This window comes from Serratia sp. JKS000199 (genome assembly GCF_900215455.1).
Classification (GTDB): domain Bacteria; phylum Pseudomonadota; class Gammaproteobacteria; order Enterobacterales; family Enterobacteriaceae; genus Serratia; species Serratia ureilytica.
Window position 1 is genome coordinate 4,380,633 of the sequence record NZ_LT907843.1, and the last position, 24,429, is coordinate 4,405,061.

The following is a 24,429-nucleotide window of genomic DNA, read 5'->3' on the forward strand; positions in this document are numbered from 1 at the left end:
ATAAGGGTAAGAGGCATCATGTCTGCAGGAGAAGTCTTGACTCCACAGGAGTATATCGGTCACCACCTGACGCAGCTTCAGGTCGGGACTGGGTTCTGGTCGATCAACATCGACTCGATGTTTTTCTCCGTCGTCCTCGGGGCGCTTTTCCTGGTGATCTTCCGCAAAGTGGCCAAAAACGCCACCAGCGGCGTGCCGGGTAAACTGCAAACCGCCGTGGAGCTGGTAGTCGGTTTCGTCGACAGCAGCGTGCGCGACATGTACCACGGCAAGAGCAAGGTGATTGCGCCGCTGGCGCTGACCGTGTTCGTCTGGGTGTTCCTGATGAACCTGATGGACTTGCTGCCCATCGACTTCCTGCCTTACGTTGGCGAACACATCCTCGGCCTGCCTGCGCTGCGCGTCGTGCCTACCGCCGATGTGAACGTCACGCTGTCGATGGCGCTGGGCGTGTTTATCTTGATTCTGTTCTATAGCATCAAAATGAAAGGCGTTGGCGGGTTCGTTAAAGAGTTGACCATGCAGCCGTTCAACCACCCTGTATTCATTCCTATCAACCTGATTCTTGAAGGTGTCAGCCTGCTGTCCAAACCTGTTTCACTGGGTCTGCGACTGTTCGGCAACATGTATGCGGGTGAGTTGATCTTCATCCTGATTGCCGGCCTGTTGCCGTGGTGGTCACAGTGGGTCCTGAGCTTGCCTTGGGCTATCTTCCACATCCTGATCATTACGCTTCAAGCCTTTATTTTCATGGTTCTGACGATCGTCTATCTGTCGATGGCATCTGAAGAGCACTGATTTTCTTAAAACACTTGCACTTTTAAACTGAAACAAACTGGAGACTGTCATGGAAAACCTGAGTATGGATCTGCTGTACATGGCTGCCGCTGTGATGATGGGTTTAGCGGCAATCGGTGCTGCGATCGGTATCGGCATCCTGGGTGGTAAATTCTTGGAAGGCGCTGCTCGTCAGCCTGACCTGATTCCTCTGCTGCGTACACAGTTCTTTATCGTTATGGGTCTGGTCGACGCCATCCCGATGATCGCTGTAGGTCTGGGTCTGTACGTGATGTTCGCCGTCGCGTAAGTAGAGCAACCCTCTACGACGTAACCAAACTATTAACTTTTAAAGAGGCATTGTGCTGTGAATCTTAACGCAACAATCCTCGGCCAGGCCATCGCGTTCGTTCTGTTTGTCTGGTTCTGCATGAAGTACGTATGGCCGCCGATCATGGCTGCCATCGAGAAACGTCAGAAAGAAATCGCTGACGGCCTCGCTTCTGCAGAGCGTGCCAAAAAAGATCTGGACTTAGCGCAAGCCAATGCGACCGACCAGCTGAAAACTGCCAAAGCAGAAGCTCAGGTGATCATCGAGCAAGCGAACAAACGCAAAGCTCAGATCATGGATGAAGCGAAAGCCGAAGCCGAGCAGGAACGTAACAAAATCGTGGCGCAGGCTCAGGCTGAGATCGAAGCCGAACGTAAGCGCGCTCGTGAAGAGTTGCGTAAGCAAGTCGCGATGCTGGCAATTGCCGGCGCCGAGAAGATCATCGAACGTTCCGTGGATGAAGCTGCTAACAGCGACATCGTTGATAAACTGGTCGCTGAACTGTAAGGAGGGAGGGGCTGATGTCTGAATTTGTAACTGTAGCTCGCCCCTACGCCAAAGCAGCTTTTGACTTTGCCGTTGAGCACCAAAGCGTAGAGCGCTGGCAGGACATGCTGGCGTTTGCGGCTGAAGTCACTCGCAATGAACAGATTTCTGAACTGCTGTCTGGCGCGGTTGCGCCAGAAACGCTGTCCAAGACGTTCATCGCGGTTTGTGGCGATCGGCTCGACGAACATGGCCAGAACTTTATCCGTGTAATGGCCGAAAATGGACGTTTACTGGTTCTTCCTGCCGTGCTGCAGCAGTTCATCGAACTGCGCGCCTCGCTGGAATCCACCGTCGAAGTCGAAGTGCTCTCTGCGAGCGCGCTGAGCGACGAACAGCAGGCGAAAATCGCCGCTGCGATGGAAAAACGTCTGTCACGCAAAGTTAAGCTGAATTGCAAAATTGACAAGTCTGTACTGGCCGGCATCGTTGTTCGCGCCGGCGATATGGTGATTGATGGCAGCGTTCGCGGTCGTCTTGAACGCCTGACAGACGTCTTGCAGTCTTAAGGGGACTGGAGCATGCAACTGAATTCCACCGAAATCAGCGAACTGATCAAGCAGCGCATTGCTCAGTTCAATGTAGTGAGCGAAGCTCACAATGAAGGTACTATCGTTTCCGTCAGCGACGGGATCATCCGCGTACACGGCCTGGCCGAAGTTATGCAGGGCGAAATGATCGCGCTGCCTGGCAACCGTTACGCAATCGCATTGAACCTGGAGCGCGACTCCGTTGGTGCCGTGGTCATGGGTCCGTACGCGGATCTGGCCGAAGGCATGAAGGTTAAATGCACCGGCCGTATCCTGGAAGTTCCAGTCGGTCGTGGTCTGCTGGGCCGCGTCGTTAACACCCTGGGCGCGCCAATCGACGGCAAAGGCCCGATTGAAAACGACGGTTTCTCTCCGGTAGAAGCTATCGCCCCAGGCGTTATCGAGCGTCAGTCCGTTGATCAGCCGGTTCAGACTGGCTACAAATCCGTTGACGCCATGATTCCAATCGGCCGCGGCCAGCGTGAGCTGGTGATCGGTGACCGTCAGACCGGTAAAACCGCGCTGGCGATCGATGCGATCATCAACCAACGCGACTCCGGCATCAAATGCGTTTACGTGGCTATCGGCCAGAAAGCGTCCACCATCGCTAACGTGGTGCGCAAACTGGAAGAGCACGGCGCACTGGCCAACACCATCGTGGTGGTGGCGACCGCTTCCGAATCCGCTGCACTGCAATACCTGGCGCCATACGCCGGTTGCGCAATGGGCGAATACTTCCGTGACCGCGGCGAAGATGCGCTGATCGTGTACGATGACCTGTCCAAACAGGCCGTTGCTTACCGCCAGATTTCCCTGCTGCTTCGTCGTCCGCCAGGTCGTGAAGCTTACCCAGGCGACGTATTCTACCTGCACTCCCGCTTGCTGGAGCGTGCAGCGCGCGTTAACGCCGAATACGTTGAAGCCTTCACCAAAGGTGAAGTTAAAGGCCAAACCGGTTCACTGACCGCTCTGCCGATCATTGAAACCCAGGCGGGTGACGTTTCCGCGTTCGTTCCGACCAACGTAATCTCGATTACCGATGGTCAGATCTTCCTGGAATCCAACCTGTTCAACTCCGGTATTCGTCCGGCAGTTAACCCGGGTATCTCCGTATCCCGTGTTGGTGGCGCCGCGCAGACCAAGATCATGAAGAAACTGTCCGGTGGTATCCGTACCGCGCTGGCGCAGTATCGTGAACTGGCTGCGTTCTCCCAGTTCGCCTCCGATCTGGACGACGCGACCCGCAAACAGCTGAGCCACGGTCAGAAAGTGACCGAGCTGCTGAAACAGAAACAGTATGCGCCGATGTCGGTTGCACAACAGTCTCTGGTGCTGTTTGCCGCAGAACGCGGTTACCTGAACGACGTCGAAGTCGCCAAAGTGGTGAGCTTCGAAGCCGCGCTGGTCGCCTATGCGGACCGCGAGCACGCCGAGCTGCTGAACCACATCAACCAAACTGGCAACTTCAATGATGAGATCGAGGGCAAGTTGAAAGACATCCTCGAGACCTTCAAGAAAACCCAGTCCTGGTAACGCCGAACGGTCCTGCTGTTGAAAGACAGCAGGCCGTCTGGCACTGAGGAGAAGCAGAGATGGCCGGCGCAAAAGAGATACGTAGTAAGATCGCTAGCGTGCAAAACACGCAAAAGATCACTAAAGCGATGGAAATGGTCGCCGCCTCCAAAATGCGTAAATCGCAGGATCGCATGGCGGCCAGCCGTCCTTATGCAGAGACCATGCGCAAAGTGATTGGTCACCTTGCGTTAGGGAATCTGGAGTACAAGCACCCGTACCTGGATGAGCGTGACGTTAAGCGCGTCGGGTATCTGGTGGTGTCTACTGACCGTGGTCTCTGCGGCGGCTTGAACATCAACCTGTTCAAAAAGCTGCTGGCGGAGATGAAAGCCTGGTCCGAAAAAGGCGTCGAAACCGATTTGGCGCTGATTGGCTCTAAAGCGGCCTCTTTCTTTGGTTCCGTGGGCGGCAACGTGGTTGCCCAGGTGACCGGCATGGGGGACAAACCTTCCCTGTCGGATCTGATCGGGCCGGTGAAAGTGATGCTGCAGGCCTACGACGAAGGTCGTTTGGACAAGCTGTACATTGTCAGCAACAAATTTGTTAATACGATGTCCCAAGAGCCGCAGGTGCTTCAGCTGCTGCCGTTACCGCCCGCCGATGACGAAGAGCTGAAGAAAACGCCTTGGGATTACCTGTATGAACCGGATCCAAAAGTGCTGCTTGATACCTTGCTGCGCCGCTATGTGGAGTCGCAGGTTTATCAGGGCGTCGTGGAAAACCTGGCCAGCGAGCAGGCCGCACGAATGGTCGCGATGAAAGCCGCAACCGATAACGGCGGTAGCCTGATCAAAGAGCTGCAGTTGGTATACAACAAGGCGCGTCAGGCCAGCATCACTCAGGAACTCACCGAGATCGTTTCGGGAGCCTCCGCGGTTTAAGCTAGGTTTACGAATTACGTAGAGGATTCAAGATGGCTACTGGAAAGATTATCCAGGTAATCGGCGCCGTGGTGGACGTCGAGTTCCCTCAGGATGCCGTACCAAAAGTGTACGATGCCCTTGAGGTAGAAAACGGCACCGAAAAACTGGTGTTGGAAGTTCAGCAACAGCTGGGCGGTGGCGTGGTTCGCTGTATCGCAATGGGGACCTCCGACGGTCTGCGTCGCGGTCTGAAAGTGAACAACCTGGACCACCCGATTGAAGTGCCGGTGGGTAAAGCTACCCTGGGCCGTATCATGAACGTATTGGGTCAACCGATCGACATGAAAGGCGACATCGGCGAAGAAGAGCGTTGGGCGATTCACCGCGCGGCGCCAAGCTACGAAGAGCTGTCCAGCTCCCAGGAACTGCTGGAAACCGGTATCAAGGTAATGGACCTGATTTGTCCATTCGCCAAGGGCGGTAAAGTCGGTCTGTTCGGCGGTGCGGGCGTAGGTAAAACCGTAAACATGATGGAGCTGATCCGTAACATCGCGATCGAGCACTCCGGTTATTCCGTGTTTGCGGGCGTGGGCGAGCGTACTCGTGAGGGTAACGACTTCTACCACGAAATGACCGACTCCAACGTTCTGGACAAAGTATCCCTGGTTTACGGCCAGATGAACGAGCCACCAGGTAACCGTCTGCGCGTTGCGCTGACCGGTCTGACCATGGCGGAGAAATTCCGTGACGAAGGCCGTGACGTTCTGCTGTTCGTTGACAACATCTACCGTTACACCCTGGCCGGTACCGAAGTGTCCGCACTTCTGGGCCGTATGCCATCCGCGGTAGGTTATCAGCCGACGCTGGCGGAAGAGATGGGCGTTCTGCAAGAACGTATCACCTCGACCAAGACCGGTTCCATCACTTCCGTACAGGCCGTTTACGTTCCTGCGGATGACTTGACTGACCCGTCTCCAGCCACCACCTTTGCGCACTTGGACGCAACCGTGGTACTGAGCCGTAACATCGCTTCTCTGGGTATCTACCCGGCCGTTGACCCGCTGGATTCCACCAGCCGTCAGCTGGATCCGCTGGTTGTTGGCCAGGAGCACTACGACGTAGCGCGTGGCGTGCAGTCCATTCTGCAACGCTACCAGGAACTGAAAGATATCATCGCGATCCTGGGTATGGACGAGCTGTCTGAAGAAGACAAACTGGTCGTATCCCGTGCGCGTAAGATCCAACGCTTCCTGTCTCAGCCGTTCTTCGTGGCAGAAGTCTTCACCGGTTCTCCGGGCAAGTTCGTATCGCTGAAAGACACCATCCGTGGTTTCAAAGGCATTATGGACGGCGACTATGACCACCTGCCGGAGCAGGCGTTCTACATGGTTGGCACCATTGAAGAAGCAGTGGAAAAAGCCAAGAAACTGTAACGCCTTGAGAGGAGGGTGATATGGCTATGACTTACCATCTGGATGTAGTCAGCGCGGAAAAACAGATGTTTTCCGGCCTGGTGCAGAAGATCCAGGTGACAGGCAGCGAAGGTGAACTGGGGATCTTCCCTGGCCATGCGCCGCTGCTGACTGCCATCAAGCCTGGCATGGTGCGTATTGTTAAGCAGCACGGTGAAGAAGAGTTCATCTACCTGTCCGGCGGCATCCTCGAGGTGCAGCCGAGCGTGGTTACCGTGCTGGCGGACACTGCTATCCGTGGTACTGACCTCGACGAAGCGAGAGCGTTGGAAGCTAAGCGTAAAGCTGAAGAACACATTCGCAGCTCTCATGGCGATGTCGACTATGCTCAGGCATCCGCTGAACTGGCGAAAGCGATCGCAAAACTGCGCGTTATCGAGCTCACCAGAAAAGCGATGTAATGTTTGGGTGCAGAGCACCCAACTTTAAGAAAGCGGCCTATAGGGTCGCTTTTTTTTTACTTTAAAATAAGTATTTCAGCCCGGCGTAGAAAGTGGTATGTAACCCTGATATCCAGGGTGGAGCCGTCGCCAATCACCGACAGTTTTTTCGTCCTGAAGCCTAATTGGACATGATGGTGGCAGGCCAAGCGCTGCGCGGCCTGCGACGGTTTCGTGATGAGAAATATGTAGTAATATCGTCGCTAAACGGTTTTACTTTCGTCTATCAAAATGGAGTTATCAGGTTGCTTATGTCGAACAGCGCAATGAGCGTGGTTATCCTCGCCGCAGGCAAGGGTACGCGCATGTATTCCGATCTTCCCAAAGTGTTGCATCCGTTGGCCGGCAAGCCGATGGTGCAACACGTCATTGATGCCGCGATGAAACTGGGCGCGCAACATGTACACCTGGTATACGGCCATGGCGGCGATCTGCTGAAAAGCACGTTGACCGAAGGCGCGCTGAACTGGGTGCTGCAGGCCGAGCAACTGGGCACTGGCCATGCGATGCAGCAGGCGGCGCCGCATTTTGCCGACGATGAAGACGTGTTGATGCTGTATGGCGACGTGCCGTTGATCTCCGTCGATACGCTCACGCGCCTGTTGGCGGCCAAGCCGCAGGGCGGCATCGGCCTGCTGACGGTCAAGCTGGACGATCCGAGTGGCTATGGCCGCATCGTGCGCGAGCAGGGTGACGTGGTGGGCATCGTCGAACACAAGGACGCCAGCGAAGCGCAGCGTCAGATCAATGAGATCAATACCGGCATCCTGGTGGCGAATGGGCGCGATCTGAAGCGCTGGCTGGGGATGTTGAACAACGACAACGCTCAGGGCGAGTTTTACATCACCGATATCATTGCGTTGGCGCATGCCGACGGCAAGAAAATCGAAGCCGTGCACCCATCGCGTTTGAGCGAAGTTGAAGGCGTGAACAACCGACAGCAGCTGGCGACCCTGGAGCGCGTGTTCCAGTCGGAACAGTCTGAAAAACTGCTGCTGGCCGGCGTAATGTTGTTGGATCCGGCGCGTTTCGACCTGCGCGGTGAACTTGTTCACGGCCGCGACATCACTATTGATGCGAATGTGATTATCGAAGGTCACGTCAAGCTGGGCGACCGGGTGAAAATCGGCGCCGGCTGCGTGCTGAAAAACTGCGTGATCGGTGATGACTGCGAGATCAGCCCTTACAGCGTCCTGGAAGACAGCGTGCTGGAAGCCGCCTGCTCCGTTGGGCCGTTCGCCCGCCTGCGCCCTGGCGCGGAGCTGGCAACAGGGGCCCACGTCGGCAACTTCGTGGAAATGAAAAAGGCGCGATTGGGCAAAGGCTCCAAGGCCGGTCACCTCAGCTACCTGGGCGATGCCGACATTGGAGATGACGTGAATATCGGCGCCGGCACCATCACCTGCAATTACGATGGCGCCAACAAGCACAAGACGCTGATCGGCGATGGCGTGTTCGTCGGTTCCGATACTCAGCTGGTGGCGCCGGTGTCGGTCGGCAAAGGGGCCACCATTGCCGCCGGCACCACGGTGACGCGAGATATCGCCGAAAACGAACTGGTGCTGAGCCGCGTCAAGCAGGTGCACATTCAGGGCTGGCAGCGCCCGGTGAAGAAGAAGTCATAGTGTGTTTTGCGTTGGGCTCCATTCACGAGCCCAATACAAAACATAATAACCCCCACCATCTACAGGCTCGGGGGACGCACGGTAAAACCGGCAAAAATCAGGTCAAGGCATCGAAAACGCCCATAAAAGGCGTTCATTAGGAATATAACCGAATGTGTGGAATTGTAGGCGCAGTAGCGCAACGTGATATCGCAGAAATTCTGCTGGAAGGTTTACGTCGTCTTGAGTACCGCGGTTACGACTCCGCCGGTCTGGCGGTGGTCGACGATCAAGGCAACGTCAGTCGCCTGCGTCGCGTAGGCAAGGTGCAAAAACTGGCCGAAGCGGCGGAGCAGACCGATCTGCACGGCGGCACCGGCATCGCTCACACCCGTTGGGCAACGCACGGTGAACCGACCGAAGCGAACGCGCACCCGCATGTTTCCGACTACATTACCGTGGTGCATAACGGCATCATCGAAAACCACGAGCCGCTGCGCGAACTGCTGATCGAACGCGGTTACCGCTTCAACTCTGAAACCGACACCGAAGTGATCGCGCACCTGGTGCACTGGGAACAGCTGCAGGGCGGTACGCTGCTCGAAGTGGTTCAGCGCGTGATCCCACAGCTGCGCGGCGCTTACGGCACCGTGGTGATGGACAGCCGCGATCCGAGCGTATTGGTCGCGGCGCGCTCCGGCAGCCCGCTGGTTATCGGTCGCGGCGTCGGGGAAAACTTCATCGCTTCCGATCAGCTGGCGTTGCTGCCGGTCACCCGCCGCTTCATCTTCCTGGAAGAAGGCGATGTGGTGGAGGTGACTCGCCGCACCGTCAACATCTTCGACAAGCAGGGTAACGCCATCGAGCGCCCTGAGATCGAGTCCCAGGTGCAGTATGACGCCGGCGACAAGGGCGCTTACCGCCACTACATGCAAAAAGAGATTTACGAACAGCCGCTGGCGCTGAAAAACACCCTGGAAGGGCGTTTCAGTCATGGCCAAATCAACCTGAGCGAGCTGGGCCCGCACGCCGACGAGCTGCTGGCCAAGGTGCAGCACGTGCAGATCATCGCCTGTGGGACTTCTTACCACTCCGGGATGGTGGCGCGTTACTGGTTTGAAGCGCTGGCCGGCGTGCCGTGCGATGTCGAGATCGCGTCCGAATTCCGTTACCGCAAATCGGCGGTGCGTCCGGGCAGCCTGATCATCACCCTGTCGCAGTCCGGCGAAACCGCCGACACGTTAGCGGCGCTGCGTCTGTCCAAAGAGCTGGGTTATCTCGGTTCGCTGGCCGTTTGTAACGTTGCGGGGTCTTCGCTGGTGCGCGAATCCGATCTGGCGTTGATGACCAAAGCGGGCACGGAAATCGGCGTTGCTTCGACCAAAGCCTTTACCACGCAGCTCACCGTGCTGTTGATGCTGGTGGCGCGCCTGGGCCGTCTGAAAGGCATGGCGGAAAGCGTGGAGCAGGAGATTGTGCACGGCCTGCAGGCGCTGCCGGCGCGTATTGAGCAGATGCTGTCGATGGATAAAGAGATCGAAGCGCTGGCGGAAGGTTTCTCGGACAAACATCATGCGCTGTTCCTCGGCCGCGGCGATCAGTACCCGATCGCCATGGAAGGGGCGCTGAAGCTGAAAGAGATCTCCTATATTCACGCTGAAGCTTATGCGGCGGGTGAGTTGAAACACGGCCCGCTGGCGCTGATCGACGCCGATATGCCGGTGATCGTGGTGGCGCCGAACAACGAACTGCTGGAAAAGCTGAAGTCCAACATTGAAGAAGTGCGCGCGCGCGGCGGTCAGCTGTACGTGTTCGCCGATCAGGACGCCGGCTTCGTCAGCAGCGAAGGCATGACCATCATTCCTCTGCCGCACGTTGAGGAAATCGTGGCGCCGATCTTCTACACCGTGCCGTTGCAGCTGCTGTCTTACCATGTGGCGCTGATCAAAGGCACCGACGTTGACCAGCCGCGCAACCTGGCGAAGTCTGTCACCGTAGAGTAATTTGCCGCAGGTAAACTGCAAAAGCCGGCCTTCGCGCCGGCTTTTTTCATGAGTGACCTTAAAGATGACAGCGCGACCGATTCGGCGATAAACATTGTCATATTCAAGCGGATAGGCCGTGCCCAAACGGTTTTTTTGTTGTTTGGCAATTGCGCTATTTTTGATTTAATTGATTGATTTTTAAATAAACAAACCCCATTCAAATGCACTGTAATATAACTGTCATATTGCGTACATTTTTCTGTCACCAAACTGTCCTATTTTCCCTCCTGCAGCAATACTTACTCTGATTAAAACGACTCGACGTCGATTTTAAGTATCCCATTAGGAGGGATTATGAAACTGATGCGTACCACCGTCGCCAGTATTGTGGCAGCGACCTTCTCCCTGACCGCCGTGTCCGCGTTCGCTGCTGCCAGCCTGACCGGTGCAGGTGCGACATTCCCCGCTCCGGTTTACGCCAAGTGGGCAGATTCTTATCAGAAAGAAACCGGCAACAAAGTTAACTATCAGGGCATCGGCTCCTCTGGCGGCGTGAAGCAAATCGTGGCCAACACCGTTGACTTTGGCGCTTCCGACGCCCCGCTGTCTGACGACAAACTGGCGGCCGATGGCCTGTTCCAGTTCCCGACCGTGATCGGCGGCGTGGTGCTGGCTGTGAATATCCCGGGCATCAAATCCGGCGAACTGACGCTGGACGGTAAAACCCTGGGCGATATCTACCTGGGCAACGTCAAAAAGTGGAACGATCCGGCTATCACCAAGCTGAACCCAGGCGTGAAACTGCCTGACCAGAACATTGCCGTGGTGCGCCGCGCCGACGGTTCCGGCACCTCGTTCGTGTTTACCAGCTACCTGTCCAAGGTGAACGCGCAGTGGAAAGAGAAGATCGGCGCCGGTTCTACCGTTAACTGGCCGACCGGTCTGGGCGGCAAAGGCAACGACGGCATCGCCGCCTTCGTTCAGCGTCTGCCTGGCTCTATCGGCTACGTAGAATACGCTTACGCCAAGCAGAACAACCTGGCTTACACCAAGCTGGTGTCCGCCGACGGCAAACCGGTCAGCCCGACCGAAGAGAGCTTCAGCAATGCCGCCAAGGGTGCGGATTGGAGCAAAACCTTCGCTCAGGATCTGACTGACCAGAAAGGCGACAACGTGTGGCCAATCACCTCCACCACCTTCATCCTGGTGCATAAAGAGCAGAAAAACCCTGCTCAGGGCGCCGAAGTGCTGAAGTTCTTCGACTGGGCCTACAAAACCGGCGGCAAGCAGGCTAACGAACTGGATTACGCCACCCTGCCGAAAGAAGTGGTTGAGCAGGTGCGTGCGGCCTGGAAAACCAACGTAAAAGACAGTTCAGGTAAAGCGCTGTACTAACAACGCAGGGGCGCGGGTTCGCCGCGCCCCACACAGTTCTTCAGGCTCCGATCCCGGTTGGGGCTGCCAGGGTTCAAACAGAGAGTAATCTATGGCTGAGTACAAGCCGACCATCAAAGCACCGGGCAAAAACGGTGACATCATTTTCAGCGCGCTGGTGAGACTGGCTGCGCTGATTACCCTATTGTTGCTGGGCGGCATCATCGTTTCGCTGATCTTCGCCTCCTGGCCAAGCATGCAGAAATTCGGCTTCGCCTTCCTGTGGACCAAAGAGTGGGACGCGCCGGCGGAGCAGTTCGGCGCGCTGGTGCCTATCTACGGCACCGTGGTCACCTCGCTCATCGCGCTGATTATCGCCGTGCCGGTGAGTTTCGGCATCGCGCTGTTCCTGACCGAACTGGCGCCGAACTGGTTGAAGCGGCCGCTGGGCATCGCCATTGAGCTGCTGGCGGCCATCCCGAGCATCGTCTACGGCATGTGGGGCCTGTTCGTGTTCGCCCCGCTGTTCGCCGAATATTTCCAGACGCCGGTGGGCGAAGTGCTGTCGGGCATTCCTATCGTCGGCGAGTTGTTCTCCGGCCCGGCCTTCGGCATCGGCATTCTGGCCGCCGGGGTTATCCTGGCTATCATGATCATTCCTTACATCGCCGCGGTGATGCGCGACGTGTTCGAACAGACGCCGGTAATGATGAAAGAGTCGGCCTACGGCATCGGCTGCACCACCTGGGAAGTCATCTGGCGCATCGTGCTGCCGTTCACCAAAAACGGCGTCATCGGCGGCGTGATGCTGGGTCTGGGCCGAGCGCTGGGGGAGACCATGGCGGTAACCTTTATCATCGGCAACACCTACCAGCTCGACAGCGCTTCGCTGTACATGCCGGGCAACAGCATCACCTCGGCGCTGGCCAACGAATTCGCCGAAGCCGAGTCCGGCGTGCACACCGCCGCACTGATGGAGCTGGGCCTGATTCTGTTTGTTATCACCTTTATCGTGCTGGCGCTGTCGAAACTGATGATCATGCGTCTGGCCAAGAATGAGGGGCGTTAACATGGCGACGATGGATATGCAAAACGCAGTCGTTCTGGCGGAAAGCCGCCGCAAAATGCAGGCCTGGCGCCGGCAGAAAAACCGCCTCGCGCTGTTCCTGTCGATGGCGACCATGGCGTTCGGGCTGTTCTGGCTGATCTGGATCCTTATCGCCACCGTGACCAAAGGCTTCGACGGCATGTCGCTGGCGCTGTTCACCGAGATGACCCCGCCGCCGAACACCGCGGGCGGCGGCTTGGCCAACGCCATCGCCGGCAGCGGGCTGTTGATCCTGTGGGCGACTATCTTCGGCACGCCGCTGGGCATCATGGCCGGTATTTACCTGGCGGAATACGGACGTAAATCCTGGTTGGCGGAAGTGATCCGCTTTATCAACGATATTCTGTTGTCTGCACCGTCGATCGTGGTGGGCCTGTTCGTTTACACCATTGTGGTGGCGAAGATGGAACACTTCTCCGGTTGGGCCGGCATCGTGGCGCTGGCGCTGCTGCAGGTGCCGATCGTCATTCGCACCACCGAGAACATGCTGAAACTGGTGCCGGATACGCTGCGCGAGGCCGCTTATGCGCTGGGCACGCCGAAATGGCGCATGATTTCCGCCATCACGCTGAAGGCGTCGGTGTCCGGCATCATCACCGGCGTGCTGCTGGCGATTGCGCGTATTGCGGGGGAAACGGCACCGCTGCTGTTCACCTCGCTGTCGAACCAGTTCTGGAGCACCGACCTGATGCAGCCGATCGCCAACCTGCCGGTGACCATCTTCAAATTCGCCATGAGCCCGTTCGCCGAATGGCAACAGCTGGCCTGGGCCGGGGTGCTGTTAATCACCCTGTGCGTACTGTTACTGAATATCCTGGCGCGCGTGATTTTCGCCAAGAAAAAGCATTCATAAAATTTTGAGCGCCGCTTTGGCGGCGCTGATGAAAAGAGAGAAGTCTTGATGAGTATGGTTACTGACGCTTCCAGCAGCAAAATTCAGGTACGCGATCTGAACTTCTACTACGGCAAATTCCATGCGCTGAAGAACATCACGCTGGATATCGCCAAGAACAAGGTCACCGCGTTTATCGGCCCATCCGGCTGTGGCAAGTCCACCCTGCTGCGCACCTTCAACAAGATGTACCAGCTGTACCCGGAACAGCGTGCGGAAGGCGGCATTCTGCTGGACGGCCAGAACATCCTGACCGACAACTCGGATATCGCGCTGCTGCGCGCCAAGGTCGGCATGGTGTTCCAAAAGCCGACGCCGTTCCCGATGTCGATTTACGACAACATCGCCTTCGGCGTTCGCCTGTTTGAAAAGCTGTCGCGCGCCGATATGGACGAGCGCGTGCAGTGGGCGCTGACCAAAGCGGCGCTGTGGAACGAAACCAAGGACAAGCTGCACCAGAGCGGCTACAGCCTCTCCGGCGGCCAGCAGCAGCGTCTGTGCATCGCCCGCGGCATCGCCATTCGTCCGGAAGTGTTGTTGCTGGATGAGCCTTGCTCAGCGCTGGATCCGATCTCCACCGGCAAGATTGAAGAGCTGATCAGCGAGCTGAAGGCTGATTACACCGTGGTGATCGTGACGCACAACATGCAGCAGGCGGCGCGCTGTTCCGACTCTACCGCATTTATGTATCTGGGCGAGCTGATCGAGTTCAGTGATACTGATAACCTGTTCACTGCGCCGCAGAAAAAGCAGACTGAAGATTACATCACTGGCCGTTATGGTTGATAGGAAGCATCATGGATAACCTGAATTTAAACAAACACATTTCCGGCCAGTTCAACGCAGAGCTCGAGCATATCCGCACCCAGGTGCTGACCATGGGCGGGCTGGTGGAGCAGCAGCTGACCGACGCCATCACCGCGATGCACAATCAGGATGGCGAGCTGGCCAAGCGCGTGATCGAAGGCGACGCCAAGGTCAACATGATGGAAGTGGCGATCGACGAAGCCTGCGTGCGCATTATCGCCAAGCGCCAGCCGACCGCCAGCGATCTGCGTCTGGTGATGGCGATCATCAAAACCATTTCCGAGCTGGAACGCATCGGCGACGTGGCGGACAAGATCTGCCGCACCGCGCTGGAGAAGTTCTCGCACCAGCACCAGCCGCTGCTGGTCAGCCTGGAGTCGCTGGGGCGCCACACCGTGCAGATGCTGCACGACGTGCTGGACGCGTTCGCGCGCATGGATCTGGACGAAGCGATCCGTATTTACCGTGAAGATAAAAAGGTCGACCAGGAATACGAAGGCATCGTACGTCAGCTGATGACTTACATGATGGAAGATTCGCGCACCATTCCGAGCGTGCTGACCGCGCTGTTCTGCGCCCGTTCTATCGAGCGTATCGGCGATCGCTGCCAGAACATCTGCGAATTTATCTTCTATTTCGTCAAAGGACAGGATTTCCGTCATTTGGGCGGCGACGCCCTGGAAAAGCTGCTGTCTCCGGGCGGTAAAGACGAAAAAGACGACTAACCCTTTCCGGGTAATATCCTTCCAAGGCGCGGTTTCCCGCGCCTTTATTCCATCTTAAGCGCGTAAAGATAAAAAGGTTATAAATATAGCTTTTTATATTATTTCCTGACCTATGTGGCGCTTGCTAGCTTATCCGCCAGCAGGACATCAACCACTTAGGAGCTTTCTATGAAACATCGCGCTTTGGCCTTAACGTTGTTAGCCAGTCTGACCGGTTTCGCCGCCGGCGCCGCGCACGCTGACAAACTTGACGATATCAAGCAAGCCGGCGTGGTGCGCATCGCGGTGTTCGACAGCAACCCGCCGTTCGGCTACATCGATCCGCAGAGCAAGAAGCTGGTGGGCTACGATGTGGATGTCGCCGACGCGATCGGCAAAGCGCTGGGGGTGAAAGTGGAGCTGCGCGCCACCAACCCGGCCAACCGCATTCCGCTGCTGGTGTCGAAGAAGGTTGACCTGATTGCCGCCAACTTCACCATTACCGACGAGCGCGCCAAGGAAGTGAACTTCAGCGTGCCGTACTTCGCCACTGGCCAGAAATTCATCGCCCGCAAAGGCGTGTTGAAAACGCCGGAAGACATCAAGAAGCTGCGCATCGGCGCGGATAAGGGCACGGTACAGGAAATCACCCTGCGCGAGCGTTTCCCGACGGCGAAAGTGATCTCCTACGATGATACCCCGCTGGCGTTCGTGGCGCTGCGTAACGGCAACGTGCAGGCGATCACTCAGGACGACGCCAAGCTGGTCGGCCTGCTCGGCAACCTGCCGGCGGCGCAAAAGGCGGAGTTTGAAATTTCGCCGTTCAGCCTGACCAAAGAGTATCAGGGCGTGGGTATTCCCAAGGGTGAAGATCGCCTGACCGCCGCGGTGAACGAGACGCTGATCAAGCTGGAAAAAGACGGCGAAGCGGTTAAGATTTACGATCGCTGGTTCGGGCCGGAAACCAAATCCGCTCAACCGCGCGGCGATTTCAAAATCGCGCCTTTGGATCAGCAACCAAAAGCCTGACTTAACCGCTTGCGGTGAGATAGGCACGGAGGGGCGCAGCTTGCTGCGCCCCTGATGCATTCTGCAAGACAAGGATTGAACATGAACCTGGACTGGCTGCTGGCGCCGCAATACCTGAGCTGGCTGTGGCACGGTTTTCTGCTGACGCTGTGGCTTTCCGCCTGTGCGGGGCTGGCGGCTACGCTGCTGGGCTTTGTGCTGGCGGCGATGCGCGACAGCAGCCTGCGGCCGTTGCGCTGGCTGGCGATGGGGTACAGTTCGCTGTTTCGCAATACGCCGCTGCTGGTGCAGCTGTTCTTCTGGTACTTCGCCGCCGGGCAGATCCTGCCGTCCGCCGCCATGCAGTGGCTGAACAGCGCCCATCAGGTTGGCCCGCTTGAGTGGCCGTCATTCGAGTTTCTCGCCGGTTTCTTCGGCCTGACGCTGTACTCCACCGCCTTTATCGCCGAAGAGATCCGCTCCGGCATTCGCGGCGTCGCCGGCGGGCAGAAATATGCCGCTCAGGCGCTGGGGCTGACCGGCTGGCAGGCGATGCGCTATGTGGTGCTGCCGCAGGCGCTGAAAATCGCGCTGCCGCCGCTGCTGGGCCAATACATGAACGTGATCAAGAACTCGTCGTTGACCATGGCGATCGGCGTGGCCGAACTCTCTTACGCCTCGCGTCAGGTCGAAACCGAAACCCTGCGCACTTTCCAGGCGTTCGGCGTGGCGACGGTACTGTATATCGCCATCATCGCGCTGCTGGAAGGCTGGGGCATGTGGCGACAACAGCGTAAACCGCTGGGAGGGCATTGAGATGGATTTCAGCGTGATTCACGACAACCTGGGCTACCTGCTGTGGGGCACCTGGCCGGATGGGCCGCTGGGCGGCGCGGCGCTGACGTTGGCGATAAGCCTGATGGCCGGGGTCGCCTCGGCGGTGCTCGGCACCCTACTCGGCGTGGCGCTGGCGATGTCGCGCGGCATCGCCGCCGGGCTGCTGGCGGCGGTGTTGGGCTTTTTCCGCGCCATTCCGGTCATCATGCTGATCTTCTGGACCTATTTCCTGTTGCCGATGGTGTTTGGCGTCGAGATTCCGGAAATCACCACCGTCGTGTGCGCGCTGGCGCTGATCGCCTCGGCCTATCTGGCCCATGCGGTGAAAGCCGGCATCGCCGCGATCGGCCCCGGCCAGTGGCAGGCCGGGCTTTCTCTGGGGCTGACCCGCTGGCAGACGCTGCGCATGATCGTGCTGCCGCAGGCGCTGCGCATGATGGTGCCGTCGTTCATCAACCAGTGGATTTCTCTGATCAAAGACACCTCGTTGGCTTATATCGTCGGCGTTGGCGAACTGACCTTCCTGGCGACCCAGGTCAACAACCGCAGCATGGTCTACCCGATGGAAGTCTTCCTGTTCGTGGCGCTGGTCTATTTCGTGTTCTGCCTGGCGCTCGATCTGCTGGCCAACGCGGTCAACCGCCGCTTCGGCGCGCAAACCCGCGGCCTGAAGCGCTCCTGGCGCTGGTGGCGCAACAAGCCGCCGTTGCCGGCCAGTTAATCGGCCGTCAGCCGCCAGCCGCGTTCGCGCCACAGCGCGGGCAATTGAGCCAGGTCGTCAAACGTTGTCACCAGCGGGTGGTCGATCGGCGGGTTATGCGGATCGGCGCAGAAGTAAAAGACCGGGATGCCGGCATTGATGCCGGCCTGCGCGCCGGCGGGCGAATCGTCCACCAGGATGCAGCGCGTCACCGGCACCTGCATCTGTTCGGCGGCGTGAAACACGATCGCCGGATCCGGCTTCCAGCGCTGAATGTCATAGCCGCTGAACAACCGGTCATCAAAATAAGGCAGCATGCCGGTCAGGCCGAGCGAGTGCTGCATCTTGCTGACCGGCCCGTTGGAGACGGTGCAGACTGGCACCGTCACCTGCGCCAGCAGCTCGCGGGCGCCGGCAATCTGTTGCAGTTCGCTGTCGAACAGCCGCGCCACTTCTTGCCGATACAGCGGCTCCAGCGTCTCTTTTACCAGGTCCGTGCCCTGCTCGGCGTTGACCCGATCGATGATCTCGTACAGCTTCACCCCTTTGTATTTCTTGAATACCTCTTCCAGCGACAGATGAATGCCGTAGCGGGCGAACATATGGACATAGGCTTTGCTGCACAGCACTTCGCTGTCCACCAGCGTGCCGTCGCAGTCGAACAAAATGCAGTCAATCTGATTCATGCGGGACAGGTTCCTTCGGGTTAACGCCGCTGAGGCCGCTCAGCGATCACTTGATCAGGCTACGCGCCTTGAGATCGTGCAAAATCAGCGCGGCGACGTGTGAACACTGTGGCAGATCGCGGCTGTCGCACCACTTCAGCTCGGCGATTTCGGCGGCCGGTTGCAACTGCCCGGTAAAGTCGGCCTGGTAGCAACGAATGCGCACCTGGGTGCCGTCCTGCTTGCCGTCCGCCGGGCCGGTGAACTCGCCGTAAAACGCGATGGATTGCGGCTGCAGCGCAACGGTCAGCTCTTCGTCGATTTCGCGGCACAGCGCCTGCTCATCGGTTTCACCCGCTTCGCGCTTTCCGCCCGGTACATAAAACAGCGTCTTGTTGTGCGAGCGCACCAGCGCCACTTTGTCATCTTTCAGCGCGATCAACGCGAGCTTATCGATAAAGGTCGAAGACATGCGGGTTCCTGTTTTTTTAGCGGGTAGGGTAAGAGATGCGATAGGCCATTTTATCGGCCGTGCCGGCAAACGGCAACGCGGCGGGCTGTGATGGAGAATGAATGCCTGTAAATACAAGCCGTTGACGCGTTTAGCCGTAAAGACGGCGAAAAAAACCTGTGACCGGCGTCAAAAGCCCCATTTTTTGTTATAGGATAGCCGGCGACTGTCCATTCCCATTTTCGGAATTCTGATAATGACCAAACCAGTATCTGGCCTTGACGCTGAGCAAGGCTTGCTTGGGCGCGTGTTTAAACTCAAGCAACATGGCACGACGGCGCGTACGGAAACGATTGCCGGTATCACCACTTTCCTCACCATGGTGTATATCGTGTTCGTTAACCCGCAAATTTTGGGCGCGGCGGGCATGGATACCCAGGCGGTATTTGTCACCACCTGTTTGATCGCCGCCTTCGGCAGCATCTTTATGGGCCTGCTGGCGAACCTGCCGGTGGCGTTGGCGCCGGCGATGGGCCTGAACGCCTTCTTCGCCTTCGTGGTGGTCGGCGCGATGGGCATCTCCTGGCAGGTGGGCATGGGCGCCATCTTCTGGGGCGCGGTCGGCCTGCTGCTGCTGACCATTTTCCGCATTCGCTACTGGATGATCGCCAACATTCCGGTCAGCCTGCGGGTCGGCATCACCAGCGGCATCGGTTTGTTCATCGGCATGATGGGGCTGAAAAACGCCGGCATCGTGGTGGCCAACCCGGACACGCTGGTGGCCATCGGCAGCCTGACCTCGCACAATGTGCTGCTGGGGGCACTCGGCTTCTTCATCATTGCCGTGCTCTCTTCGCGCAACTTCCACGCGGCGGTGCTGGTATCGATCGTGGTCACTACCCTGATCGGCTGGATGCTGGGCGACGTGAAATACGGCGGCCTGTTCTCCTTGCCGCCGAGCATCACCTCGGTAGTGGGCCAGGTCGACGTGGCCGGCGCGCTGAACATCGGGCTGGCTGGGGTCATCTTCTCGTTTATGCTGGTGAACCTGTTCGACTCCTCCGGCACCCTGATCGGCGTCACCGATAAAGCCGGTTTGACCGACAACCAGGGCAAGTTCCCGCGCATGAAGCAGGCGCTGTATGTTGACAGCATCAGCTCGGTGGCCGGTTCGCTGGCGGGCACTTCTTCCGTAACCGCTTACATTGAAAGCTCATCCGGCGTCGCCGTGGGCGGCCGCACCGGTTTGACGGCGGTGGTCACCGGCCTGCTGTTCCTGCTGGTGATCTTCCTGTCGCCGCTGGCGGGTATGGTGCCGGCGTATGCCGCCGCCGGCGCGCTGATCTACGTCGGCGTGCTGATGACCTCCAGCCTGGCGCGGGTGAAATGGGACGATCTGACCGAAGCGGTACCGGCGTTTGTCACCGCGGTGATGATGCCGTTCAGCTTCTCGATCACCGAAGGCATTGCGCTCGGCTTTATCTCCTACTGCGTGATGAAGCTCGGTACCGGCCGCTGGCGTGAAATCAGCCCGTGCGTGGTGGTCGTGGCGCTGCTGTTTGTGCTGAAGATCGTCTTCGTCGACGGCCATTGACAGCCAAAGGGCCGACGTCCGTCGGCCCTGAAACCCTAGACTCCCGGCGTCGCATCCGGCGCCCGATCCAGCACCCATTGCAATGGCCGCCTGAAGCGCGCCTGCCAACTGCCGGCGGCATCCTCCCCTTGGGCGAAGTGCAGCGTCTGCACCTGATTATCCTCTCCGAACAGATTGGCGAAGTGCAATGCCAGCGCCTGCTCGCTGAAGTTCTGCCGATCGTAATACGCCATCACGATTTTCTTTTTCGCCGCCAGCGACTGCTGGGCCGGCTTGATCTCGCCGTTGGGGGCGATCAATAGCGCGCCGGCGTAAAACTGCGGGTACTTCGCGATCAGATTGGCGGCGTGCAGCGCACCCTGGCCGCGAGCGCTGAGATAAATCCGCTGGGGGTTCAGCTTTAACTGTGGAGCCAGCTGTTGCACCGTACGCTGAAGGGCGGCCTGGGTGCTTTCGTCGCTGTAATTCGACCAGCGGAAGCTGTTTTCCGACAACATCTGCGTGCCGTTGATCTCGATATAGGCCACGCCCATTTCGCCGAACAGCAGCCGTTCCTCGGGGCTGATGGCGGCGGCCTTGCCGTAGGTATGCAGGAAGATCACCGTTGGCCAACCTTCGGGCGGCGCTTCGCCGTCCGGTATCGCGTAGCTGGCTTTGCCTTCATAGCGGCGGGCGTGCTGCAGATAGCGCGCTTTGGTGGCGGCCAGAATGGATTGGTAGGTGGCGGAATGCTGGATGCTGTTGAAGGCGTCGTCCTCCAGCAGATTGTAGTAGTACCACAGGCCGCGATCGGCGCTCAGCTGCAGATAGCGCTCCGCCAGCTCGGTTTGCCCTTTCTCCGCCGACGATACCGCCAACTGGTAGGGGGCCCAGACGTTGCGGCCGTCTTCGCGCATCAGCGTCAGGTACAGCGACATGGCGCCCAGCTTTTTATCTTCCTGGTTTTGCGCGGATCGCGACAGTTGGGCGTTAAGCGCACTGTGCGCAGGCAGCTCCAGCGGCTCTTCACCGGCGGGATAACGCATGTCTGCGGCGAAAGCGGGACTGGTGATGGAAACGAAAAATAACGCTAAAATGAAAAAATACATGATGCTATGGCTTTAATTTCAATAAATTGGCGGACTTCATGTCCTGTTGCGGCGCCCTGCGGGCGCCGCGAGACCGTCATTCCACGCGGCGAATGAAATCGCTGAACGCGGACAGCTGGCCGGTCAGGAAATCCAACGTTCCCTGATCGCTCAGTTCACCGGCCTGTTCATCGACCTTGTTCTGGATCACGCCGCCCATAAACTCGGGCTTGTTCATCACCATCGCATCCAGGAACACCAGGATCTGGCGCAGGTGGTACTGGCAGCGCGCGCCGCCGATGGGCCCCATCGAGCTGGTTTGAATGGCCACCGGCTTGCCGGCCAGCGGTTGATTCGGCAAGCGAGACAACCAGTCGATGGCGTTTTTCAACCCGCCGGGCACGGAATAGTTGTATTCGGGGGTGACGATGATCACGCCGTCGGCCTGGCGGATCTGCTCTGCTATCGCTTCGACCGCGGCAGGGAAACCCTCACCCTGTTGCATGTCGGCGTCGTACAGCGGGATATCGCGGATGGAAGGCAGCGCTTCAATGGTGACACCCTGCGGAGCCAGGCCTGGCAGGGCGCGGGCCACCATGGCGTTGTAGGAGCCTTTGCGCAGGCTGCCGAGCAGAGTGACGATTTTTAAGGCTTGGTCTGACATGATGATTCTCCCTTTCGAATGAGCAGATTCAGCGGACAACATGGGCGAATAGTAGGCTAAAGCTCGGGTCGAGAATAGGCGATTGCTCAACATTTAGCTGTTTTTACAAATTACGGCAGAAATTCGTGCGGTAAAAACGGCTTTATCCGCCTTGCGCCACGTTAACCGGGCGTCTTCAGGCCCGTCAGTTTGACGAATCGCGAGGACGCCGCCGGGCTGCGGGGCGAGATTTCCCCGTCTTTGTGCAGGCCGCGGCGCTCTTCGTAGCGCCAGCACAGCAGGCGATCCAGCCCGGGGCTGCCGGCGCAGGCCCAGCTCAGGTATTCATCGGCGTCGCTCATCACCTGAACGTCCGGCGTGGCGCTGGAGCGCAGGTGCCCGGAGAACGGATGCAGACGCAGCGTAGACTGGCCGCTGTTGCCCAGGCCGGAAATTTTCAGCACGCTTTGCCGGATGCTCCACAGCTGAGTTTCCGCCTCCAGCCGATCGTCCTGCGCGCCGATCCAGGCACTTTCCGCCGGCGTCTGATGCGCGTGTTGCAGCGCGCTTTGCCGGGTGCCGCGCGCCCGCATCACTTCGATATCCAGTCCGACTTTACCTTCGTCGCTGAGCAGCACGCCCACGGTGTTGCTGGCGTAGGCGAGGCTAAAATCGGGCAGCTGATGATCGGCGAAGCAGGGGCGGCCGGTCGGGGTGGTGGCTATAGGGGGAAGCGTCGGCAGGCCGTACAGGTAAAACATCATTTCGGCGAGCAGAATGCGCCCTTGCAGGTAACGCGTGCGGCGCTTAACGGAAAAGGTGCGGGTGGCGGCTATCACTTCGTCGGAGAGTCTCTGGGTATCCAGGACAGCGGAGGCCGGGGTCCATCGGGCAAAATGACACGCCATTGTTCACTCCATGACAGAGGGTCGCTAAGAACGCAGGGGTGTTAGATTAAGACTAAGTTGAGGATTTATCATCAAAAAACACTATGCGGATTATCCGATTTGTTGGCTTTTGCGCTGTGCAGGAGGGGATGGGGGCATGCAAGGCGAAGGTTATTCAGACCTCAAATCGCGTTGCGTAACGGGGTCGTGCATAAAATTAATCAGTTCCGAAGCCAGCCGCTTTCGAATCGACGGCGTCCAATGAACCCATAAAATATCGCCTGATAAGAAAAAGTTGGCGGAGAGAGCAGGATTCGAACCTACGACACGATGACTCGTGTGGATTTAAGAAACGGTTAGTTTCTTAAATCTGGCTTAAACCACTCGCCCACCTCTCCGCATTCGTTTGTTGGAAATATAAAACCACATAATAAAAATGGTTAAAATAACCTGAACTTGAAAATGTGAGCAAACCCACAAAAACCCTATTTATTGTGGGTGTTTATTAATTATCAGAGTCAGGTCACTAAATTTACATTAGCTATTGTTATAAAAAGTTGGCGTCATTGGCTACGAATAGGGAAGAAGGGTATGCCAGATCTCGAATTAATGCCGCTGCAAAGCGCCGATTTTTATAAGACAGCTGAACGTGTTGTTTTTAAAGAATATAAATGTAACTGCAAAAAAGGTTGGAAGGGTGAAGATCGCTTTATTGTCTACAAAGCCGATCAGAATGGGATCGCTGAGGTTATCAACAATGAGGTTTCAAATAACAACGTTGAAGACCTCATCGCGCTGGCATCGTCTTTTTTGACGGATAAGGTGGTGATTTCCGGTGGGCATACCGTGGTTAATTTGGACGATCGTTTTTCTGTCAGCAGTGAAGTGGAAAAGTCCGCGCGCTTCTGCATCGACTACATTGCCGAATCCATCAGACGGCTCAGTGTTCAGCCTGACTTCTTGATGGAAATAAATGATTTCTATATGGAAAAAAGTGATGGCAGCGAGATAGACGGCGCTAACGAATTCAGGAAGATGGCGACATCGCCGTACATTATTCCGGAAAAAATAAACGACTACATTCTGGCGTCGAATCAACGTCATGGCATTGATATCAATGCATTTTATGTCAGTGAGAAAAACATGGCGGATCGCTTTAAACGCCACATTAAAAACCGTATGGATAAAGAGGCGTATTTTCAGCGCCAAGACGGAAATGTGAAGATGACGGTGGGTGAACACGCGTTCGATATCATCAAGGAAAATAAACCGACCTGCGCGGCGGGAAATGCTGCGACGTTCAGGGCTATTCGGTATCGCATTTCCTCCAATAAAATCTTTGATAATTACACGTCGCATATTGGCGTTTTTCCGCTGTGTTCACGCGTCAACGTGCTTAACGGCTATCGTGCGGCCGCGACTTTTTACGATAACTTCGCTTTGCCTTCTTTACTGGTCTTCTTCGGCAAATCCTGTTTCGAATGACATTTTTGTGCCAGCTGGCTATGCGTCACGCATAGCCATGATGGTCGAGCATCATCATGAAAATCTCACACCTGTATTGGCCTG

Annotated in this window: 25 protein-coding genes and 1 pseudogene; 20 read left to right on the forward strand and 6 right to left on the reverse strand. The window is 57.4% G+C overall.

Annotated elements, in window-relative coordinates; genetic code table 11:
* Window positions 1-18 precede the first annotated feature (18 nt).
* The 18 genes from atpB to CPH57_RS20840 all read left to right on the forward strand — a co-directional run bounded on the left by atpB (window position 19) and on the right by CPH57_RS20840 (window position 17,574).
* Window positions 19-798 (forward strand): F0F1 ATP synthase subunit A, encoded by a 780-nt coding sequence (atpB, locus tag CPH57_RS20755; RefSeq protein WP_015376132.1) that lies wholly within the window; start codon window positions 19-21, stop codon window positions 796-798.
* Between the two features lie 49 nt (window positions 799-847).
* The gene (gene atpE / locus CPH57_RS20760; RefSeq protein WP_004093904.1) at window positions 848-1,087 is read left to right on the forward strand and encodes a F0F1 ATP synthase subunit C; all 240 of its coding nucleotides are present in this window, start codon (window positions 848-850) and stop codon (window positions 1,085-1,087) included.
* A 57-nt stretch (window positions 1,088-1,144) separates the two neighbouring features.
* A complete protein-coding gene (gene atpF, locus CPH57_RS20765; protein ID WP_004933804.1) occupies window positions 1,145-1,615 on the forward strand; it encodes a F0F1 ATP synthase subunit B in 471 nt (156 codons plus the stop codon).
* A 14-nt stretch (window positions 1,616-1,629) separates the two neighbouring features.
* Complete coding sequence (gene atpH, locus CPH57_RS20770; RefSeq protein WP_025160298.1) at window positions 1,630-2,163, forward strand: F0F1 ATP synthase subunit delta; 534 nt, start codon at window positions 1,630-1,632, stop codon at window positions 2,161-2,163.
* A gap of 12 nt (window positions 2,164-2,175) precedes the next feature.
* On the forward strand, window positions 2,176-3,717 hold the full coding sequence (gene atpA, locus CPH57_RS20775; protein WP_004933808.1) for a F0F1 ATP synthase subunit alpha: 1,542 nt from the start codon (window positions 2,176-2,178) through the stop codon (window positions 3,715-3,717).
* A gap of 59 nt (window positions 3,718-3,776) precedes the next feature.
* Window positions 3,777-4,640, forward strand: a complete 864-nt coding sequence (atpG, locus tag CPH57_RS20780) for a F0F1 ATP synthase subunit gamma (protein ID WP_004933811.1) — start codon at window positions 3,777-3,779, stop codon at window positions 4,638-4,640.
* A 32-nt stretch (window positions 4,641-4,672) separates the two neighbouring features.
* Window positions 4,673-6,055, forward strand: a complete 1,383-nt coding sequence (gene atpD / locus CPH57_RS20785; RefSeq protein ID WP_004933813.1) for a F0F1 ATP synthase subunit beta — start codon at window positions 4,673-4,675, stop codon at window positions 6,053-6,055.
* A 20-nt stretch (window positions 6,056-6,075) separates the two neighbouring features.
* Window positions 6,076-6,495 (forward strand): F0F1 ATP synthase subunit epsilon, encoded by a 420-nt coding sequence (locus tag CPH57_RS20790; protein ID WP_004933814.1) that lies wholly within the window; start codon window positions 6,076-6,078, stop codon window positions 6,493-6,495.
* 290 nt (window positions 6,496-6,785) lie between these two features.
* A complete protein-coding gene (gene glmU / locus CPH57_RS20795; protein ID WP_046687989.1) occupies window positions 6,786-8,159 on the forward strand; it encodes a bifunctional UDP-N-acetylglucosamine diphosphorylase/glucosamine-1-phosphate N-acetyltransferase GlmU in 1,374 nt (457 codons plus the stop codon).
* A 152-nt stretch (window positions 8,160-8,311) separates the two neighbouring features.
* Window positions 8,312-10,141 (forward strand): glutamine--fructose-6-phosphate transaminase (isomerizing), encoded by a 1,830-nt coding sequence (gene glmS, locus CPH57_RS20800; RefSeq protein WP_089197565.1) that lies wholly within the window; start codon window positions 8,312-8,314, stop codon window positions 10,139-10,141.
* Between the two features lie 336 nt (window positions 10,142-10,477).
* Entirely contained in the window at window positions 10,478-11,518 is a 1,041-nt protein-coding gene (gene pstS, locus CPH57_RS20805; protein WP_033645155.1) for a phosphate ABC transporter substrate-binding protein PstS, read from the forward strand.
* Between the two features lie 91 nt (window positions 11,519-11,609).
* Complete coding sequence (pstC, locus tag CPH57_RS20810; RefSeq protein ID WP_004933822.1) at window positions 11,610-12,566, forward strand: phosphate ABC transporter permease PstC; 957 nt, start codon at window positions 11,610-11,612, stop codon at window positions 12,564-12,566.
* 1 nt (window position 12,567) lies between these two features.
* Window positions 12,568-13,458 carry a phosphate ABC transporter permease PstA gene (gene pstA / locus CPH57_RS20815; protein WP_019455481.1) on the forward strand — a complete coding sequence of 297 codons (891 nt, stop codon included), beginning with the start codon at window positions 12,568-12,570 and terminating at the stop codon, window positions 13,456-13,458.
* Window positions 13,459-13,512: 54 nt separating this feature from the next.
* Window positions 13,513-14,283, forward strand: coding sequence for a phosphate ABC transporter ATP-binding protein PstB (pstB, locus tag CPH57_RS20820; protein ID WP_016929614.1), 771 nt, complete (start codon window positions 13,513-13,515; stop codon window positions 14,281-14,283).
* Between the two features lie 11 nt (window positions 14,284-14,294).
* Window positions 14,295-15,029 carry a phosphate signaling complex protein PhoU gene (phoU, locus tag CPH57_RS20825; RefSeq protein ID WP_004933833.1) on the forward strand — a complete coding sequence of 245 codons (735 nt, stop codon included), beginning with the start codon at window positions 14,295-14,297 and terminating at the stop codon, window positions 15,027-15,029.
* Between the two features lie 168 nt (window positions 15,030-15,197).
* A complete protein-coding gene (locus tag CPH57_RS20830) occupies window positions 15,198-16,037 on the forward strand; it encodes an ABC transporter substrate-binding protein (RefSeq protein ID WP_025304747.1) in 840 nt (279 codons plus the stop codon).
* A gap of 81 nt (window positions 16,038-16,118) precedes the next feature.
* Window positions 16,119-16,832, forward strand: coding sequence for an amino acid ABC transporter permease (locus tag CPH57_RS20835; RefSeq protein WP_033645154.1), 714 nt, complete (start codon window positions 16,119-16,121; stop codon window positions 16,830-16,832).
* A 1-nt stretch (window position 16,833) separates the two neighbouring features.
* Window positions 16,834-17,574 (forward strand): amino acid ABC transporter permease, encoded by a 741-nt coding sequence (locus tag CPH57_RS20840; RefSeq protein ID WP_033645153.1) that lies wholly within the window; start codon window positions 16,834-16,836, stop codon window positions 17,572-17,574.
* Here the strand turns inward: CPH57_RS20840 and yieH are convergent.
* Together yieH and CPH57_RS20850 are read right to left on the reverse strand one after the other, a co-directional pair.
* On the reverse strand, window positions 17,571-18,239 hold the full coding sequence (yieH, locus tag CPH57_RS20845; RefSeq protein WP_033645152.1) for a 6-phosphogluconate phosphatase: 669 nt from the start codon (window positions 18,237-18,239) through the stop codon (window positions 17,571-17,573). The two genes, CPH57_RS20840 and yieH, sit on opposite strands and share 4 nt — an antisense overlap.
* A gap of 46 nt (window positions 18,240-18,285) precedes the next feature.
* A complete protein-coding gene (locus CPH57_RS20850) occupies window positions 18,286-18,690 on the reverse strand; it encodes an NUDIX domain-containing protein (RefSeq protein WP_033645151.1) in 405 nt (134 codons plus the stop codon).
* Window positions 18,691-18,925: 235 nt separating this feature from the next.
* On the opposite strand from CPH57_RS20850, the gene CPH57_RS20855 reads away from it, so the two are divergent.
* Window positions 18,926-20,263 (forward strand): NCS2 family permease, encoded by a 1,338-nt coding sequence (locus CPH57_RS20855; protein ID WP_033645150.1) that lies wholly within the window; start codon window positions 18,926-18,928, stop codon window positions 20,261-20,263.
* 35 nt (window positions 20,264-20,298) lie between these two features.
* Here CPH57_RS20855 and CPH57_RS20860 read toward each other — a convergent pair whose 3' ends face one another.
* The 4 genes and pseudogenes from CPH57_RS20860 to CPH57_RS24470 all read right to left on the reverse strand — a co-directional run bounded on the left by CPH57_RS20860 (window position 20,299) and on the right by CPH57_RS24470 (window position 23,258).
* A complete protein-coding gene (locus CPH57_RS20860) occupies window positions 20,299-21,351 on the reverse strand; it encodes a hypothetical protein (protein ID WP_033645149.1) in 1,053 nt (350 codons plus the stop codon).
* Between the two features lie 76 nt (window positions 21,352-21,427).
* Window positions 21,428-21,994: an NADPH-dependent FMN reductase gene (locus CPH57_RS20865; protein WP_033645148.1), complete on the reverse strand. Its 567-nt coding sequence runs from the start codon at window positions 21,992-21,994 to the stop codon at window positions 21,428-21,430.
* A 161-nt stretch (window positions 21,995-22,155) separates the two neighbouring features.
* The gene (locus tag CPH57_RS20870; RefSeq protein ID WP_033645147.1) at window positions 22,156-22,881 is read right to left on the reverse strand and encodes a 4'-phosphopantetheinyl transferase superfamily protein; all 726 of its coding nucleotides are present in this window, start codon (window positions 22,879-22,881) and stop codon (window positions 22,156-22,158) included.
* Between the two features lie 275 nt (window positions 22,882-23,156).
* A pseudogene (locus tag CPH57_RS24470) lies at window positions 23,157-23,258 on the reverse strand.
* 193 nt (window positions 23,259-23,451) lie between these two features.
* Here CPH57_RS24470 and CPH57_RS20875 point away from each other — a divergent pair.
* Complete coding sequence (locus CPH57_RS20875; RefSeq protein WP_089185144.1) at window positions 23,452-24,345, forward strand: hypothetical protein; 894 nt, start codon at window positions 23,452-23,454, stop codon at window positions 24,343-24,345.
* Window positions 24,346-24,429 lie beyond the last annotated feature (84 nt).